Origin of the sequence: Streptomyces sp. SID8374, from assembly GCF_009865135.1 — a bacterium.
Taxonomy (GTDB): Bacteria; Actinomycetota; Actinomycetes; order Streptomycetales; family Streptomycetaceae; genus Streptomyces.
On record NZ_WWGH01000001.1, the window covers coordinates 2,261,465 to 2,278,566 of the forward strand.

Genomic DNA, 17,102 nt, shown 5'->3' on the forward strand with positions numbered 1-17,102 from the left:
TCAGAACAGAGCAGCGCAGAGAGGTGTCACGGATGACGGACAGAACACTCTGGTCCTACAAGGACATTGCCGCCCACATCCAGGTCCAGCCGGACACCGTCCGCTCCTATCGCAAACACGGCCTCCTCCCGCCGCCCGACCAGGTGAAGAACGGAAAGCCGTACTGGTACGGCGACACCGTCCGCGCCTGGGTCGCCTCCCGCCCCCGCAACCGGGGCCGCTGACCCGGGGCCGTCGGCACACGGCCCCTACGGTCGGGGCGCCTTGCGGAACAGTGCCGCCCAGAGGAAGGACTCACCGAAGACCGGAGATCCGGGCGCCTCGTCGCGCATCCGGCGCAGTTCGATCTCCTCCAGGCCGGAGAAGATGTCGCGCAACTCCTCGGAGGTGTAGGCGAGTCCGCCGCCCAGGTCCCCCCGGCGGTAGAGCTCCGCGTCCGGCAGCTCGGAGCCCATGCCGCCCTCCCCCGCCGCGAAGCAGGTGAGCGTGAAGTGGCCGCCGGGGGCGAGGCAGCGGTCGAGGAGAGCGAGGTAGCTGATACGCCGGTGGGGCGGCAGGTGGTGGAAGCAACCGGAGTCATGGATCAGGTCGTACGGCCCGGCCAACTCCGCCCCACCCGCCCCACTCGCCTCGTCGGCCCCAGCCGCCCCGCCCGATGTCAGGACGAAGGCGTCCCCGCGGTGGAACCGGGCCTTGATCCCCGAGGCCTCCGCGCGCTCCTCGGCCCAGGCGATCGCGGCCGGGGAGAGGTCGATCGCGTCGACGTCGAAGCCGAGCGAGGCCAGCGCGTGCGTGTTGCGCCCGGGGCCGCAGCCCAGGTCGAGTGCGCGGCCCGGGGCGACCAGCCCCCGGTCGACGTACGAGACGAGGTTCTCGTCGGGCTTGTCGACGAAGAAGGGCACCGGCTTCGAGCGGTCCCCGTAGAAGCCGTCCCACCATGAGCCGGCGTCGGCGGTCCAGCGGTGCGCTTCGGGCGCGAACAGGTCGTCCAGGAGCGTCATTACGTCGTCCGTCGTGCGGATGTTCCGGTCCATCCGGCCCCCTTTCCCTCTGCGCCAATTTTATAGGTCAGACGAGAGAAATCCCAGGTCAGAGCCGTTTTGACGATCGCTTCGAGGGCTCCTGACGGGTCCATGGCCAGGAGGGTGACCCCACCCCCTCCCGCCCGGCGGCCAGGTCCTCCGCGCGGCCCTCACGGCCCGTCAAGGGGCCCTCCACGGCCGACCCGAGGCCCTTTTCCCAGCGGATCCCGGGCCGGCCGCAGAGCCGTCGTACGCCTACGCCCCCGTGGTGACCTTCTCCCCGTCCCGGGCCGCCTCGTCCGGTATCTCCCCGTCGGCCGTGGGCTCTCCCGGGCCGCCGGGCCCACCCTTCGTACCGGCTCCGGCCGGGGCCGACTCCCCTTCGCTGATGCCGAACCTCTGGTGGAAGGCGCGCAGCGGCCTGGGCGCCCACCAGGTGGCGCGGCCCGTCAGCTTCATCACCGCGGGGACCAGCAGGCTGCGGACCACCATGGCGTCCATCAGGACGGCGAGGGCGATCCCGAGCCCCAGCATCTTGGTGTTGGTGACCCGTGAGGTGCCGATGGCGACCATCACGACCGCGAGGATCACTGCGGCCGCGGTGATCAGTCCGCCGGTGCGGGACAGTCCGAAGGTGACCGAGCGTTCGTGGTCGCCGGTGCGGTCGTACTCCTCCTTGATCCGGGAGAGCAGGAAGACCCCGTAGTCCATGGAGAGGCCGAAGGCCACGCAGAACATCAGGACGGGCAGGGTCGTCTCGATGTCCCCGGTACTGGTGAAGGCGAGGATCCCGGAGAGGTTCCCGTCCTGGAAGACCCAGACCACCGCACCGAACATCGCCGTCAGGCTGAGGGCGTTGAGCGCGACCGCCTGGATCGGGATGAGCACGCTGCCGGTGAGCAGGAAGACCAGGAGCAGCGTCACCACGACGATGATGGCGATCGCCCACGGCAACCGGTCCGCGATGGCGTCCTTGGAGTCGACGAGGACCGCCGCCGTGCCCGTCACCGAGGTGTCGAAGGAGTCGGCGGGCATCGTGCGCAGGTCCCGTACGAGCTGCTGGGTCTCCTCCCCGACCGCCTCGCCGTCCGGCAGCACGCTGAAGTACGCGGTCGAGTCCGCCGCGACCGGGCCGTCGACGCGCAGCACGCCCGGGACCTTCTCGATCCGGTCCTTGAGGGCCGCGTACGCGGCGGGCGTCCCCTCCCCCTCGACCAGCATCTCCAGGCCGCCGCTCGGGCTGCCGGGGAAGCCGTCCCGTATGTGCTCCTGGACCACGCGGGACTCGGCACCGACGGGGAGCTGGCGGTCGTCCGCCGTACCGAACTTGACGCCGAGGAAGGGCAGTCCGAGGAGGACGAGCCCCACCGTGGTGACGATGGCGAAGACCGGCGCCCGGCGCATCACCAGCCCGGCGAAGCGCGCCCACCCCCTGCCGGACTGCCCGGCAGCGGCTTCCGTCCGCTTCCCGCGGCGCAGCAGTCGGCGCAGGTCCAGCGCGTTGACCCGGGGGCCCAGCAGCATGAGCGCGGCGGGCAGCAGGATCAGTGCGGCGGCCGCGGCCAGCAGGACCACGGCGATCCCGGCGTAGGCGAAGGACCGCAGGAAGTACTGCGGGAAGACGAGCATCGCCGACAGGGAGACGGCGACGGTGAGCGCGGAGAAGAGGACCGTGCGCCCGGCCGTGCGCAGCGTGGTGCCGACCGCCGTCCGGGTATCGGCCCCGGTGTCCAGCTCCTCGCGGAAGCGGCGGACGATGAACAGCGCGTAGTCGATGGCGAGTCCGAGGCCGAGGGCCGTGGTGAGGTTCATGGCGAAGACCGAGACGTCGGTGAACTCGGTCAGTCCGCGCAGCACGGCGTTGGTGCCGAGGATCGCGACGATGCCGACGAGGAGCGGCAGCATGGCGGCGATCGCGCTGCCGAAGACCATGACGAGCAGGACGAGCGTCACCGGCAGGGCGATGAGCTCGGCCCGCAGCAGGTCCTCCTGGATGATCGTCTGCATCTCGTGCTGGACGGCGACGGGTCCGCCGACCGAGACCTTCACCGGGCCGCTCTCCCCGGCGAAGTCGGCAGCGATCCGTTCGAGCGTCTCGCCCGCCTCCGTCTCGTCGCCCCCTATCCGGGCCGCGATGAGCGCTTCGCGGCCGTCCTCGGCGCGCAGGGCCGGCGCCTTGGTCTGCCAGTACGAAGTGACTCCGGATATGTCCTGCTCGGCGGTGAGGCGCTCGGTGAGCCGTGCGGCCTCGGCTGCCACCGCCGGATCGTCGACGGAGGCGGCGCCGCTGTCCACCAGGAGGAGCAGGTTGGGCTGGGAGGCGGGGAACTCCCGCTCCAGCGCCTCGGTCGCGTAGGACGACTCGGCGTCGGGGGCCTGCCAGCCACCGCTGCCCATCCGGTCGGCCACCCCGCTCCCGGCGAACACGGCGAGGGCGGTGATCACCAGGGCGGCCAGCAGGGCGAGCCGCGGCCTGGCGGTGACGAACCGGGTCCAGCCTCCGACCGGCTGCGGACCGGAGCGCCCGGATGAACGGGACGGCCCGGATGGTGCGGACGGCCCGGAGGACGCGGACGCTCCGGACCGAGCGGGTGGACCCGGCGGAGCGGACGGCCCGGCCGTACCGGGTGGACCGTTGACTTCGGACATGGTGCGGTGTCCCCTTCACCGAGACCCGGCGGCGCAGGGCAGCATGGGTCAGTCGTTGCCACTTACACTGGCAAACACGAGTGATCGCTCGCGTTTCCTTAGAATGCGAGTGAGCACTCGCGTTTGTCAAACGCATCAGGAAAGCTGGGGATTGTCGTGCCGGAGGCCAGAGCCAAGAAGGGCGCCGCAGAGGACGGCGCAGCCAGCAAACCCGCGACCGACGAGGCCGGCGGCACCGCAGGGCCGGAGGGCACCTCGGGGGCACCCCGCCCGCGCCGCCGCCAGGCCCGTGGCGAAGCCCGTATCGCCCAGCTCCTCCAGGCGGCGGCCAGCGTCTTCTGCACCAGCGGCTACACCGCGTCCAGCACCAACGCCATCGCCCGCGAGGCCGGCGTCTCACCGGGCACGCTGTACCAGTTCTTCCCGAACAAGGAGGCCATCGCCGTAGAGCTCGGCGACCAGCTGCTCCACCGCTGGCGCGACACCTACGGGGCGGCCTTCACCCCGAGCCACCTCGAACTGCCCCTCGACCGGATGCTGGACGCCGTCCTCGACCCGCTGATCGCGTTCAACTGCGAGAACCCGGCGTTCTTCGTGCTGATGCACGGCTCGGAGATCCCCGGCCGGATCACCGAGGAGCACGACACCCTGCACACCGCCATGCTGAGCCGGGTCGAGGAGATCCTCCTCAGCTACCTCCCGGAGGTCCCCGCCCCCCAGGTCCACCGGGTCGCCGAGATGGCCTTCATGGTGTTCAAGGCGGGACTCGACCTGATCATGGCCAAGGAGGGCGAGGAGCGCGAGGCCTACATCCGGGAGCTGAAGGCGGCCATGTACCGCTACCTGGACCCTCTGATCGGCGACGACTCGCCTCACCTGGCCCCGCACGCCCGCGAGGGCCGGACCCTCTAGGGGCGAACCCCCTGGGAGCGGACCCCCAGGGACGAACCTCCTAGAACCGCGCCCCCCCGATCGGCAGCGCCTGGCGCGCCCCGATCTCACCCATACCCCCTAGGGGTATAGTATGGAGTCAGCGAGGCGCCCCGGGCACCCCTGTGGCCCCCCGCGCCACACTCGTACGCCGAAGAGGAGAACGCCATGACCGCCGAGACCGAGCCCACCACCCAGTCCACCGGCTCCTGCTGCTCGCCCAGCGGTTCCTGCCACGGCGGCGCCGCCGACGTACAGATCGAGTCGGCGGACTCGGTCACCACGGTGTACGAGGTGAAGGGCATGACCTGCGGCCACTGCGAAGGCGCCGTGTCGGAGGAGATCTCCGCGCTGGGCGGCGTGACGTCCGTCGAGGCCGTCGCCGCCACCGGCCGCGTCACCGTCTCCTCCAAGGCCCCGCTGGCCGAGGACGCCGTGCGCGCCGCCGTCGACGAGGCCGGTTACGAACTCGTCGGCCGGGCCGCCTGAGCGCCGGCGCACCACCTTCTCCCCGTCGGGCCGGGCCCACCAGCAGATACTGGTGAGGTACGGCCCGACCTGCGTTCCCCAGGAGTTCGGACATGGCCAGCACAGCAGCAGCCGAGACCCCGGCCGCGAACGCCTCCGAGGCCGAGCTCATGATCGGCGGGATGACGTGCGCCTCGTGCGCCGCCCGCGTCGAGAAGAAGCTCAACCGGATGGACGGCGTCACCGCGACGGTGAACTACGCGACCGAGAAGGCCCGCGTCACGTTCGCGGAGGGCCTGGAACTGTCGGACCTCGTCGCGACGGTCGAGAAGACCGGCTACACGGCCCGCCCCCTCACCCGCCCGAAACCGGAACCCGCGCAGGAGCCCGCGCGTGGACCCGCGCCGGAGCGGGAGCCCGAGCGCGGCCCTGCGCCGGGGCCGGGGCCCGAGCAGGAGCAGAACCCCGAGCCCGGGCCCGTACACAAGCCCGTACGCAAGCCCGACCGTCGCCCCGCACCTGAGCAGGAAGCGGACCAGGAACCCGCGCCCACCCCGCCCGACGCATCACCCGACGCTGCCGAAGCGGAACAGGCCGCCTCCCTCGCCACCCTCCGGCAGCGGCTCATCGTCTCCGCCGTCCTCAGCATCCCCGTCGTCCTGCTCGCCATGGTCCCGGCGTTCCAGTTCGACAACTGGCAGTGGCTCTCCCTGACCCTCGCCGCGCCCGTCGTCATCTGGGGCGGCCTGCCCTTCCACCGCGCCACCTGGACCAATCTCCGGCACGGTGCCGCCACCATGGACACACTCGTCTCGATGGGCACCCTCGCCGCCTTCGGCTGGTCGCTGTGGGCCCTGTTCCTCGGCGACGCGGGGATGCCGGGCATGCGGCACGGGTTCGACCTCACCGTCTCGCGCGCCGACGCGAGCTCCACGATCTACCTGGAGGTCGCGGCCGGGGTGATCACGTTCATCCTGCTGGGCCGCTATCTGGAGGCGCGCGCGAAGCGGAAGTCCGGTGCCGCGCTGCGGGCGCTGATGCACCTGGGCGCCAAGGACGTCGCCGTACTCAGAGGCGGTACGGAGGTACGCATCCCCGCCGGCCGGCTCGTCGTCGGTGACCGCTTCGTCGTCCGCCCCGGGGAGAAGATCGCCACCGACGGCAAGGTCGTCGAGGGCAGCTCGGCCGTGGACGCCTCGATGCTGACCGGCGAGTCGCTGCCGGTGGACGTCGGCGCGGGCGACTCCGTCACGGGCGCCACGATCAACGCCGGCGGGCGCCTGGTCGTCGAGGCGACCCGGATCGGCTCCGACACCCAACTCGCCCGCATGGCCCGCCTGGTGGAGGACGCCCAGAACGGCAAGGCCGCCGCCCAGCGCCTCGCGGACCGCATCTCCGCCGTCTTCGTGCCCGCCGTCATCGTGCTCGCGCTCGGCACCCTGGGCTTCTGGCTGGCCAGCGGCGCCGGTCCCACCGATGCCTTCACGGCGGCCGTCGCGGTCCTGATCATCGCCTGCCCCTGCGCCCTCGGCCTCGCCACCCCCACCGCCCTCATGGTCGGCACCGGCCGAGGCGCCCAGCTCGGCATCCTCATCAAGGGACCCGAAGTCCTCGAAACCACCCGCCGCGTCGACACCATCGTCCTCGACAAGACCGGCACCGTCACCACCGGCAAGATGACCCTCCTCACCGTCCACACCGCCGAAGGGACGGACAAGAACGACGTGCTGCGGCTGGCGGGCGCGGTGGAGCACTCCTCCGAGCATCCGATCGCGCAGGCCGTGGCGGCAGGCGCAGCCGAACGCCTCCCCGGCCCCCTCCCCACCCCCGACGACTTCGCCAACATCCCCGGACTCGGCGTCCAAGGCGTCGTGGAGGGGCACACCGTCCGCGTCGGCCGCCCCCGCCTCCTCGCCGACGCGGGCATCGCGCTCCCGCCCGAGCTGACCGCCGCCCTGGCGGAGGCCGAGGAGCAGGGACGTACGGCGGTGGCCGTGGCCTGGGAGGGAAAGGCCCGGGGCGTGCTCGGGGTGGCCGACGCCGTCAAGGACGGCAGCGCGGCCGCCGTGGCCCAGCTACGGGCCCTGGGGCTGCGGCCCGTCCTCCTGACCGGCGACAACCGGGCGGTGGCCGAGGCCGTGGCCCGTGAGGTGGGCATCGACGAGGTCCACGCCGAGGTGCTCCCCGAGGAGAAGGTGGACGTCGTCAAGCGCCTTCAGGCGGAGGGCCGGAGCGTCGCGATGGTCGGCGACGGGGTCAACGACGCGGCGGCTCTGGCCACGGCAGATCTGGGGCTGGCGATGGGTACCGGGACGGATGCGGCGATCGAGGCGAGCGACCTCACGCTGGTTCGTGGAGATCTCAAGGTGACTGCTGACGCAATCCGCCTTTCCAGGCGTACTCTTTCCACCATCAGGGGCAACCTCTTCTGGGCCTTCGGGTACAACGTTGCGGCGCTGCCCCTGGCTGCAAGTGGCCTGCTCAACCCAATGATCGCGGGAGCCGCCATGGCGTTTTCGTCCGTGTTCGTCGTCACGAACAGCCTTAGGTTGCGTACCTTCACGTAACTTCCACAAAGAGATTTAGATCACACCGTTCTCAGGGTAACCATCCGGTGGGTTCGCGAGTCTTAGAGTGCGATGCCAAGGATGTCTTGGGGGACGTCCGATGGAGTGTCTTGGGGGACGCTCCTGTGGCAAGCGTTGAGCCGGGGCACGTGCACCGGGGAGCTTTGAGCGGCCCTCCCGTGCGTACGTACCCCGGCAGAGCGCAGCACAGCACAACAACGGGAGCTTCGGCTCCCTTCAGACGCCCGGCCGGATCCCGTGGGGGGAATCCGCTCCGGGATATGGGAAGCGCCCTGACCGTCGACCCGTGGGGGGATCGGCGGCAGGGCGTTTCTCGCTCTCCAGGGGCACCCAGGACGGCCTCCCGCCTCCGACCCCGTCCTCGTAGGCCTCCCATGGGCCCACTGGCCCCGTAACGCCGAATCGCCCCGGACACCGCGCTCTGTGCGAAGCGCGGCACGCGGGGCGAAGGCAGTCGGCCGAAGAGGCCGGGCACTACGGGGTGGTGCGGGTCGGCCGAGGACGCCGGATGGCCCTCGACCGGGCGGTACGAGACCGGGCCTGAGTCAGCGGCCCTCGACCGGGACAAAGTCGCGGAGGACCTCGCCGGTGTAGATCTGGCGCGGGCGGCCGATGCGCGAACCCGGCTCCTTGATCATCTCGTGCCACTGGGCGATCCAGCCCGGAAGGCGGCCGAGCGCGAAGAGCACGGTGAACATCTCGGTCGGGAAGCCCATGGCCCGGTAGATCAGACCGGTGTAGAAGTCCACGTTGGGGTAGAGGTTGCGCGAGACGAAGTAGTCGTCGGAGAGCGCGTGCTCCTCCAGCTTGAGCGCGATGTCGAGAAGCTCGTCGGACTTGCCGAGCGCGGACAGCACGTCGTGGGCGGCGGCCTTGATGATCTTGGCGCGCGGGTCGAACGACTTGTACACCCGGTGGCCGAAGCCCATCAGGCGGACGCCGTCCTCCTTGTTCTTCACCTTGCGGATGAAGGAGTCGACATCGCCGCCGTTGGCCTGGATGCCTTCGAGCATCTCCAGAACCGACTGGTTGGCGCCACCGTGCAGGGGACCCCAGAGCGCCGAGATGCCGGCGGAGATCGAGGCGAACATGTTCGCCTGCGAGGAGCCGACCAGACGCACGGTGGAGGTCGAACAGTTCTGCTCGTGGTCCGCGTGCAGGATGAGCAGCTTGTCCAGCGCCGAGACGACGACCGGGTCCAGCTCATATTCCTGGGCGGGGACCGAGAAGGTCATGCGCAGGAAGTTCTCGACGTACCCGAGGTCGTTGCGCGGGTAGACGAAGGGGTGCCCGATCGACTTCTTGTACGCGTACGCCGCGATCGTCGGCAGCTTCGCCAGCAGGCGGATCGTCGAGAGGTGGCGCTGCTCCTCGTCGAACGGGTTGTGGCTGTCCTGGTAGAACGTGGACAGCGCGCTGACCACCGAGGACAGCATGGCCATCGGGTGGGCGTCACGCGGGAAGCCGTCGAAGAACCGCTTGACGTCCTCGTGCAGCAGCGTGTGCTGGGTGATCTCGTTCTTGAAGGTCGCCAGCTCGTCGACCTTGGGAAGGTCGCCGTTGATCAGCGTGTACGCGACCTCGAGGAACGACGAGCGCTCGGCGAGCTGCTCGATCGGGTATCCGCGGTAGCGCAGAATGCCCTGCTCACCGTCGAGGTACGTGATGGCGGATTTATAGGCGGCGGTGTTGCCGTATCCGCTGTCCAGCGTCACCAGGCCGGTATTGGCCCGGAGCTTCCCGATGTCGAAGCCCTTGTCGCCGACGGTGCTGTCGATCACCGGGTAGGTGTACTCGTCATCGCCGTACCGCAGTACTACAGAGTTGTCGCTCACGTCATCCCTCACCGACGTAGTGCCTCTTCTTCGAGGTGCCCTGACTGTCTCCACCCTCCCCCATTCGGCTCAGGAGAGTGCACTCGGGGTCGTCCATTGGACCTACTGGCGGCACTGAGTGCCGCCAACTTACTCATCCTGCCCCCTTGACTGCGGTTCCGGAAGACCTCCGTGATGTTTCCCACCGATTTGATCGATCATTTTTGTGCGGGGGTCACGAGAAGTCTTCTCCCGAGCCGCCTCGGAGCCGGAAATCCAGCGCCGTACAGCGTCTGCCTGCGGAAACCGTGCGGACAGCCTGGCCGATCGCCTTACGGGACCCGACGAGGACGACGAGCTTCTTGGCCCGGGTCACGGCCGTGTAGAGCAGGTTGCGCTGGAGCATCGTCCAGGCGCTGTTGGTGACGGGGATGACGACCGCCGGATACTCACTGCCCTGGGAGCGGTGGATCGTCATGGCGTACGCGTGGGCCAGCTCGTCCAGCTCGTCGAAGTCGTAGCCGATCTCCTCGTCCTCGTCGGTGCGGACGGTGAGCTTCTGCTCGTCGAGGTCGAGGGCGGTGACGACGCCGACGGTGCCGTTGAAGACGCCGTTCTCGCCCTTGTCGTAGTTGTTGCGGATCTGCGTGACCTTGTCGCCGACCCGGAAGACCCGGCCGCCGAACCGCTTCTCGGGGAGGTCGGGCCGGCCCGGGGTGATGGCCTGCTGGAGCAGCCCGTTCAGCTCGCCCGCCCCCGCCGGCCCCCGGTGCATCGGAGCGAGGACCTGCACGTCACGGCGCGGGTTGAGCCCGAACTTGGCCGGGATGCGGCGGGCCGCCACATCGACGGCGAGCTTGCCCGCATCCGCCGTCTCGTCCTCCACGAAGAGGAAGAAGTCGCTCAGCCCCTCGGTGAGCGGGGGCTTCCCCGCGTTGATCCGGTGGGCGTTGGTGACCACCCCCGACTGCTGGGCCTGCCGGAAGATCCGGGTGAGCCGGACGGCGGGGACCGGGCTGCCCTCCGCGAGCAGGTCGCTCAGCACCTCCCCCGCCCCGACCGAGGGCAGCTGGTCGACATCGCCCACGAGGAGGAGGTGGGCACCGGGTGCCACGGCCTTCACAAGCTTGTTGGCGAGCAGCAGATCCAGCATGGACGCCTCGTCGACGACGACCAGATCCGCGTCGAGTGGCCGCTCCCGGTCGTATGCCGCGTCCCCGCCCGGCTTCAGTTCGAGCAGCCGGTGCACGGTGGACGCCTCGGCTCCGGTCAGCTCGGCCAGCCGCTTGGCGGCCCGCCCCGTGGGCGCGGCCAGCACCACCTTCGCCCGCTTGGCCCGCGCCAACTCGACGATGGACCGCACGGTGAACGACTTCCCGCAGCCGGGCCCACCGGTCAGGACGGCCACCTTCCGGCTGAGCGCGAGCCGTACCGCCTCCTCCTGCTCGGGCGCCAGCGAGGCCCCCGTACGCGTCGCGAGCCAGGCCAGCGCCTTCTCCCAGTCCACGTCCTGGAAGGCGGGCATCCGGTCCTCCCCGGTCCGCAGGAGCCGCCGCAGCTGCCCGGCGAGAGACAGCTCGGCCCGATGAAAGGGCACGAGGTAGACCGCGGTGATCGGCTCACCGCCCTCCGGCGACGGCACCTTCTCCCGTACGACACCTTCCGGATCGGCGGCCAGCTCGGCCAGGCACTCGATGACCAGCCCGGTGTCGACCTGGAGGAGCTTGACCCCGTCCGCGATGAGCCGCTCCTCGGGGAGGTAGCAGTGCCCTTGGTCGGAGGACTGGGAGAGGGCGTACTGAAGACCGGCCTTGACCCGCTCGGGGCTGTCGTGCGGGATGCCGACCGCCTGGGCGATCTTGTCGGCGGTGAGGAACCCGATACCCCAGACGTCGGCGGCCAGCCGGTAGGGCTGGTTCTTCACGACGGAGATCGAGGCGTCCTCGTACTTCTTGTAGATGCGCACGGCGATGGAGGTGGACACGCCGACGCCCTGGAGGAAGACCATGACCTCCTTGATCGCCTTCTGCTCCTCCCACGCGGCCGCGATCATCTTCGTGCGCTTGGGGCCGAGGCCGGGGACCTCGACGAGCCGCTTCGGTTCGTTCTCGATGATGTCGAGGGTGTCGACGCCGAAGTGGGTGGTGATCCGGTCGGCCATCACCGGCCCGATGCCCTTGATCAGCCCGGAGCCGAGGTAGCGACGGATGCCCTGGATGGTCGCGGGCAGCACGGTGGTGTAGTTCTCGACGGTGAACTGCTTGCCGTACTGCGAGTGCGAGCCCCAACGGCCCTCCATCCGCAGCGACTCACCGACCTGCGCGCCGAGCAGCGCACCGACCACCGTGAGCAGATCCCCGGCCCCGCGCCCGGTGTCGACGCGGGCGACCGTGTACCCGTTCTCCTCGTTGGCGTACGTGATCCTCTCCAGGACCCCTTCGATGACGGCCATGTTGGACATGGTCCGACGCTACCGGGTGCCGCTGACAGTGCGGTTCGCAGGCCGGGAGGCCCTGGCGAGGTACGAAGGCGGAGTACGGCCCGGTCCGTCCGGCCAGGTGAAAACCTGTTCGTGTGCCCCCTCCCCCGCCCCCATCATGAGCGCATGGCCCTCAACGACACCCTGGCCCGCGTGGACGCGGACCTCGCCGCCGGACGCATACCGGTGGCGAGGCAGCGCCTGCGCGGCCTGGTCTCCTCCTACCCGCACGAGCCCGCACCCCGCCGCCGCCTGGCCGAGGTCTACCGCCTGTACGGGGATGCGGCGGAGGCCGGCCGCTGGATGTACCTGGAGGAGGACCGCTCGCCGGAGGAGACGGCGGCCTTCGAGGAGCGGTACGCCAACGCCGTACGCCGGATGCGGGCCATGGCCTGGCGGGGCACGGAATCGGACGCCCCGACACCGTTCGCGGCACAGCAACTGGCTGCCGTACGGGAGGACGCCTCGGACACCTTGGGCCGGCCGGTCACGTGGGACGGGCTGGTGGAGGTGAAGGGGGACGCGTGGGAGAGCGGTCGGCTGACCGACGCCCTGTCGGGCATCGGGTGCTTGCTCCTCGCGGTAGTCCTCGTCGGGATCTGGATCTACGGGCTGGTCTCGCTGTTCGACTGAGGAGGAGGGGTCGAGGCCTGAGGGAGCACCGCCTCCAGCCGGGCCCCCTGCTCTCCGCGATCCGCTTGACCTGCTCCAGGGACTCGGTCAGCCGACGGGCAAGGAAGAGGATCTCGGGCGCGGTGACGGCAGGCTCGGCCAACAGACTGTCGGCGTGCCCGAGCAGTTCGTACGCCATGTCGAGTTGGAGGTCCTCCACCTCGTCGGCCTTCCGCGACACGTAACCGGTGCCGTCACCCACGACGTAGCAGGGCTTCCCACCCGTCCCCGTCCACGGCAGCAACCGCGCGACGGAGGCGTCGCTCCCACCGGTCACCCTCATGCGACGGCCTCGCTTTCGGTGCCGGGGCGAAGGCCCGGGCAGGGTGGCAGCAGTTTCGGGGCCGGGCGGAGACGTGCTTCATGGGAGGCCTGCTTTCTGGTCTTCGCGGTGGATGGGCGTCGCTTCTTTCCGTAGCGAACCCATCACAGAGTGGGGTCGTGAGTGGCTACGCTTCCAGGGGGTCGGGGATGACAGCACGCTGGTCAGGTCAGGGAGTTGGGCGCGCATGAAGGCGAACGAGCGGCCGCGTACAGCACGGCAGAAGTACGGCAATGAGTTACGTCTCCGACGCCTGGCCGTCGGGATGACGCAGGAGACGCTGGCCGAGCAAGTGGTCTGCTCCCCGACCCTCATCAGCCATTACGAGGCGGGGCGGCGACTGCCGAGCCCGGACGACGCACGACGGATCGACCGGGCGCTGGGGACGGACGGGTTCTTCGAGCGGTGGCTGGAGGACCTGGATACGAAATACGACGAAAACTTCGCGGCCGTGGCGGAGTTGGAGCAGCAGGCGGTGCTCATCCAGCAGTTCGCGCTCACGCTCGTGCCCGGCCTGCTGCAGACGAACGATTACGCACGGGCTCTGTTCCAGGCATACCGGCCCAACCACCGCCGGGAGGAGGTTGACCAGGACGTCGTCATTCGAACAGAGCGCGCCCGCATTCTCGACGGCCCGCTGAATCCTGTCATGTGGACCCTGCTGGACGAGGCAGTGCTGCGACGCCGGGTCGGCGGCCCGCAGGTGATGGCCACGCAGTTGCGGAAGATCGCGGACATGGCGGAGAGGGGACGGCTACGACTACATGTACTGCCGTTCGAAGCGGGGGCCCACTCCCTCCAGCAGAGCCTGCTAACGCTGATGAGCTTCGCGGACTCCGCTCCAGTGGCGTACGTCGAGGGCTTCCAGACGGGCAACTTGATGGACGATCCGCGCTTGGTGGCGTTCAGCCGTACGGCCTACGATCTCGCTCTGGGCGATGCGTTGTCGCACCAGGAGTCGGTGGCCCGCGTGCGGGCCGCAGCGGAGGAGCACGAACATGGTCAGCAGTAGGCGGAGCGTTGCGGACGCGTCCACCCTCACGGGCTGGTTCAAGTCCAGTTACAGCGGCGGGAACCAGGGCGAGTGCCTTGAGGTCGCCCACGGCTACGCCACCGTCCCCGTACGCGACAGCAAGGCGGCGGGCGGCCCCGCGCTGAGGTTCTCCGCCCAGGGCTGGACCCGGTTCGTCACCGCCGTAAAGGGCGGCGAGCTCTCCGCCTGACGTACGACGACTTACCAGCGGCTCCGTCACGGTCATCGACCTGACGGGGCCGCTGTCATGGCTCATCGCTCAGCTACTCAAACCTGACTAGAGTCGCGCTATGAACGAGAAGACCATCCCGCTACTGCCTTGCCGGACGGAACTGATCCAGTCCGTGGTCGACTTCTACACAGCTCTGGGCTTCGAGACGACGCACCTGCAGAAGAGCCCGTACGTGTATGCGGCGGTCGAGCGCGGAGCCGTCGAGATCCAGCTGTACGGCATGAAGGACTACGACCCGAGCACGTCGCATTCGAGCTGCTACGTGCTCACCGATGACGTTGACGGCCTGCACGCGGCCTTCCGGTCCGGCCTCAAGGCGGCGTACGGGCGCATTCCGACGCGCGGGCTGCCACGCATCGGCCCGCTGAAGGGTATGTCGTACGGGGTACGCCAGTTCCTGACGACCGACCCGACCGGCAACACGATCCGGGTGGGCCAGGTGATCGGCGACGAGAGCGACGAAGAGCCGGCCACCGCACCGAAGGAGACATTCGCCCGCGCGTTGCACATGGCGGACCTGTTCGCGGATTCCAAGCAGGACTACCCGGGGGCCGCGAAGATCATCGACCGGGTACTGAACTTGGAGGACGAGCAGCCGACCCCGGTACAGAGGGTTCAACTGCTGGTGCTGCGCGGGGACATCGCGCAGAGGCTGGGAGAGACGGAGGCGGCTCGGGCCTGGCTGGAGGAGGCGGCCTCGGTCCAACTCGCCGCCGAGGAACAGGAGACCGCTCGTGATGCCCTTGCGCGGCTGGGGGATCTGCGGGGGTGAGTAGTGGAGGGGGCGGGGCTGACTGGACGGAGGCCCCGAAACTACTTCAGCGCCCTCTCTGTCACTATGCAGGTGTGAGTAGCGAGCGCGAGGGTCAAGGATTTACAAAGGCCTCATAAACGCCCAGGTCAGGAAGAGTGGTCCCCGCGTGGGCGGGGGTGTCCCGAACCGCCAGCCCAGCGCGACGCGCCCGCCGTCGTGGTCCCCGCGTGGGCGGGGGTGGTCCCTGCGTCTCTTCCATCTGGCCGAGGTAGACGACGTGGTCCCCGTACACGCGGAGGTGTTCCGCGGAGGACCGGTTCACCGGGGACCGCTTCGAGGCGGCCCTGAGCGTCACGCTCAACTTCGTGGTCTTCCGTAATCGCGTCAAGCGTTGACACATTCGCGGGAGCCGCCGCGCCAAGGGACACTCCCCTGCAGGGCGAACACCGCCCACGCTCGCCTGCCGTCCTCCGCCGTGTCCGTGCCGCAGGACACCGCGCCCAGTCTGGCTAGTTCGGGCAGCAGGCCGGTGTCCGCGACCGTATGAGCCGACTGGTGCGACAGCGCGACGATCAGTGCCTGGCCGCCCTGGTCCGCGAGGTGTACGGACACCCTCCTGCCGCCCTCCGCTACCGCCGTGCGCACCAGTAGCTCTGTCAACTGCCCTGCGACCCCGTCAACTTCCCCGTCGTAGCCCCACTCGTGCAGCCTGCGGAGCACATGCGCCGCCGCCTTCCCCGGCGACCAAGAGGCCGCCTCCAGCTGCCAGTTCGCCGCGCGGCGGTTCCGTACCAGCATTCCGGCCCGCGCCGTGGTCGCGAGGCTCGTCTCCGGGCGTGGCGGGGAGATCGGGCGCTTCGGCGGGGGTGGGGTTTTCGGCGGGCGGTCCGGGATGTGGTCCGGCACGGTGGCTCCCAGGATCGGCGCGGGCACCCATCGTAGGAGTGGTGTTACCGCTGGTGGCTAGGGGTCGGGCCGCCCTTCACCCGTACAGCGGATGTCAGCCGCCGGATGCCGCCGGTCCTTGACCGGACGGGTTCCCCGAGGGAGGTGGGCCCGACGGGGCTCCGCTGGGCGGCTGTCCTCCTCCCGCGCCCGGGCCTCCGCCTCCTCCTTCCGGTGCGCTACCGGCCGTGGGCTCGGTGCTGGTGTCGATGGGGACCGTCAGCTTCGCCGTGTAGCCGGACTTCGGTGAGCCGGTGGTGGTGGCGAGCTGGTGGACGCCGCCGTCGTCCCCGAAGACGTTGTCGGTCTTCAGGGTCAGCTGGGCGAGGTTGCCTACCGACGTCTCGTATCCCTCGGTGGCGTAGACGGTCTCGCATGCCTTCTTGGGGAGCGCCAGTTGTGAGGTGGACAGGCGCTTGTCCGCGTCGGTGATGGCGTCGAGGTCGGGGTAGACCTCGAAGTGCACATGGGGCCAGCGGCCCGGGTAGCAGGCGGGGAAGACACTGATGAACTTCACCCGGCCCTCGCTGTCCGCCACCTGCACCCCCCGCAGGTAGTTCTCGTCCTCGACCCCCTCGGAGTAGAGGGAGTAGTTGCCGTCCCGGTCGCACTGCCAGGCGTAGACCGCGGCACCGGCCATCGGTCCGCCGTCGTTGACGATGTCCAGCACCGTGAGTTCGAAGGTGAAGGGGATGCCTTGAGCAGTCGCGGTCGAGTCCCCGAAGCCTGAGCGGATGTCCTGACGGACGATGCCGTCCTTGTCCAGGACGTTGACTCCGTTGGTCCCGTCCGCCGGGTAGGGGCCGTTGGTCTCGTCGGGGATCTCGGTCAGACCGGAGGACGTCGATGCCGACGTGGACGGGGACGCGGACGTACCGGACCCGTCCGTGGACTTCGAGCCCGAGCCGCACGCCGCCAGGGCCGCCATGCCGCCGATCCCTCCCAGGAAGGCCAGCGCTCGCCTGCGCGAGTGCAGTGTGCCGAGGTCGAATCCGAGGCCTTGGTCGACCACCTCTTCGTCCGGGTGCGGCAGCAGACGACCCTCGTAGGCGGGGCCATCAGGGGTCCGGGCAGGTTTCGGCTTGCTCATCGGGCGCCTTCCGTCAGGGGTGACCGTTCCGCGGTGTCCGCAGCGGCCCCGGGTGTGGGGCGTCGCTGCCGATCCAGGGTCCAGAATCACCGCGGAACCCATGA

General features: G+C 69.7%; 14 protein-coding genes and 1 pseudogene. 8 read left to right on the forward strand and 7 right to left on the reverse strand.

What is annotated here, in order from left to right:
* Window positions 1-32 precede the first annotated feature (32 nt).
* Window positions 33-224, forward strand: coding sequence for a MerR family transcriptional regulator (locus tag GTY67_RS10065; protein ID WP_010064909.1), 192 nt, complete (start codon window positions 33-35; stop codon window positions 222-224).
* Between the two features lie 24 nt (window positions 225-248).
* Here the strand turns inward: GTY67_RS10065 and GTY67_RS10070 are convergent, their stop codons facing one another.
* Both GTY67_RS10070 and GTY67_RS10075 read right to left on the reverse strand, forming a co-directional pair.
* Window positions 249-1,034: a class I SAM-dependent methyltransferase gene (locus tag GTY67_RS10070; RefSeq protein WP_093688387.1), complete on the reverse strand. Its 786-nt coding sequence runs from the start codon at window positions 1,032-1,034 to the stop codon at window positions 249-251.
* 243 nt (window positions 1,035-1,277) lie between these two features.
* Entirely contained in the window at window positions 1,278-3,671 is a 2,394-nt protein-coding gene (locus GTY67_RS10075) for an MMPL family transporter (RefSeq protein WP_161278437.1), read from the reverse strand.
* Between the two features lie 156 nt (window positions 3,672-3,827).
* On the opposite strand from GTY67_RS10075, the gene GTY67_RS10080 reads away from it, so the two are divergent.
* The 3 genes from GTY67_RS10080 to GTY67_RS10090 all read left to right on the forward strand — a co-directional run bounded on the left by GTY67_RS10080 (window position 3,828) and on the right by GTY67_RS10090 (window position 7,636).
* Window positions 3,828-4,583, forward strand: coding sequence for a TetR/AcrR family transcriptional regulator (locus GTY67_RS10080; RefSeq protein WP_176727420.1), 756 nt, complete (start codon window positions 3,828-3,830; stop codon window positions 4,581-4,583).
* A gap of 186 nt (window positions 4,584-4,769) precedes the next feature.
* Window positions 4,770-5,090, forward strand: a complete 321-nt coding sequence (locus GTY67_RS10085; RefSeq protein WP_093688391.1) for a heavy-metal-associated domain-containing protein — start codon at window positions 4,770-4,772, stop codon at window positions 5,088-5,090.
* A 92-nt stretch (window positions 5,091-5,182) separates the two neighbouring features.
* The gene (locus GTY67_RS10090) at window positions 5,183-7,636 is read left to right on the forward strand and encodes a heavy metal translocating P-type ATPase (RefSeq protein ID WP_161278438.1); all 2,454 of its coding nucleotides are present in this window, start codon (window positions 5,183-5,185) and stop codon (window positions 7,634-7,636) included.
* 566 nt (window positions 7,637-8,202) lie between these two features.
* Here the strand turns inward: GTY67_RS10090 and GTY67_RS10095 are convergent.
* The gene (locus GTY67_RS10095; RefSeq protein WP_031122682.1) at window positions 8,203-9,492 is read right to left on the reverse strand and encodes a citrate synthase; all 1,290 of its coding nucleotides are present in this window, start codon (window positions 9,490-9,492) and stop codon (window positions 8,203-8,205) included.
* 214 nt (window positions 9,493-9,706) lie between these two features.
* The gene (locus GTY67_RS10100; protein WP_161278439.1) at window positions 9,707-11,932 is read right to left on the reverse strand and encodes an ATP-dependent RecD-like DNA helicase; all 2,226 of its coding nucleotides are present in this window, start codon (window positions 11,930-11,932) and stop codon (window positions 9,707-9,709) included.
* A 144-nt stretch (window positions 11,933-12,076) separates the two neighbouring features.
* On the opposite strand from GTY67_RS10100, the gene GTY67_RS10105 reads away from it, so the two are divergent.
* On the forward strand, window positions 12,077-12,583 hold the full coding sequence (locus GTY67_RS10105) for a DUF6584 family protein (RefSeq protein ID WP_161278440.1): 507 nt from the start codon (window positions 12,077-12,079) through the stop codon (window positions 12,581-12,583).
* Here the strand turns inward: GTY67_RS10105 and GTY67_RS34850 are convergent.
* Window positions 12,556-12,905: pseudogene (locus tag GTY67_RS34850) on the reverse strand (hypothetical protein). The gene GTY67_RS10105 and the pseudogene GTY67_RS34850 overlap by 28 nt on opposite strands.
* Window positions 12,906-13,131: 226 nt before the next feature.
* Between GTY67_RS34850 and GTY67_RS10110 the strand changes: the two are divergent.
* From GTY67_RS10110 to GTY67_RS10120, 3 genes are all read left to right on the forward strand, one after another.
* Window positions 13,132-13,956, forward strand: coding sequence for a helix-turn-helix transcriptional regulator (locus GTY67_RS10110; protein ID WP_161278441.1), 825 nt, complete (start codon window positions 13,132-13,134; stop codon window positions 13,954-13,956).
* A complete protein-coding gene (locus GTY67_RS10115; protein ID WP_161278442.1) occupies window positions 13,943-14,167 on the forward strand; it encodes a DUF397 domain-containing protein in 225 nt (74 codons plus the stop codon). Before GTY67_RS10110 ends, GTY67_RS10115 begins: the two co-directional genes overlap by 14 nt.
* Window positions 14,168-14,267: 100 nt before the next feature.
* Window positions 14,268-14,981, forward strand: a complete 714-nt coding sequence (locus GTY67_RS10120; protein WP_161278443.1) for a VOC family protein — start codon at window positions 14,268-14,270, stop codon at window positions 14,979-14,981.
* Between the two features lie 366 nt (window positions 14,982-15,347).
* Here the strand turns inward: GTY67_RS10120 and GTY67_RS10125 are convergent, their stop codons facing one another.
* Window positions 15,348-15,869 carry a hypothetical protein gene (locus tag GTY67_RS10125; protein WP_343238659.1) on the reverse strand — a complete coding sequence of 174 codons (522 nt, stop codon included), beginning with the start codon at window positions 15,867-15,869 and terminating at the stop codon, window positions 15,348-15,350.
* Between the two features lie 94 nt (window positions 15,870-15,963).
* Window positions 15,964-16,998, reverse strand: coding sequence for a 3,4-dioxygenase subunit beta (locus GTY67_RS10130; RefSeq protein WP_161278445.1), 1,035 nt, complete (start codon window positions 16,996-16,998; stop codon window positions 15,964-15,966).
* Between the last annotated feature and the right edge of the window lie 104 nt (window positions 16,999-17,102).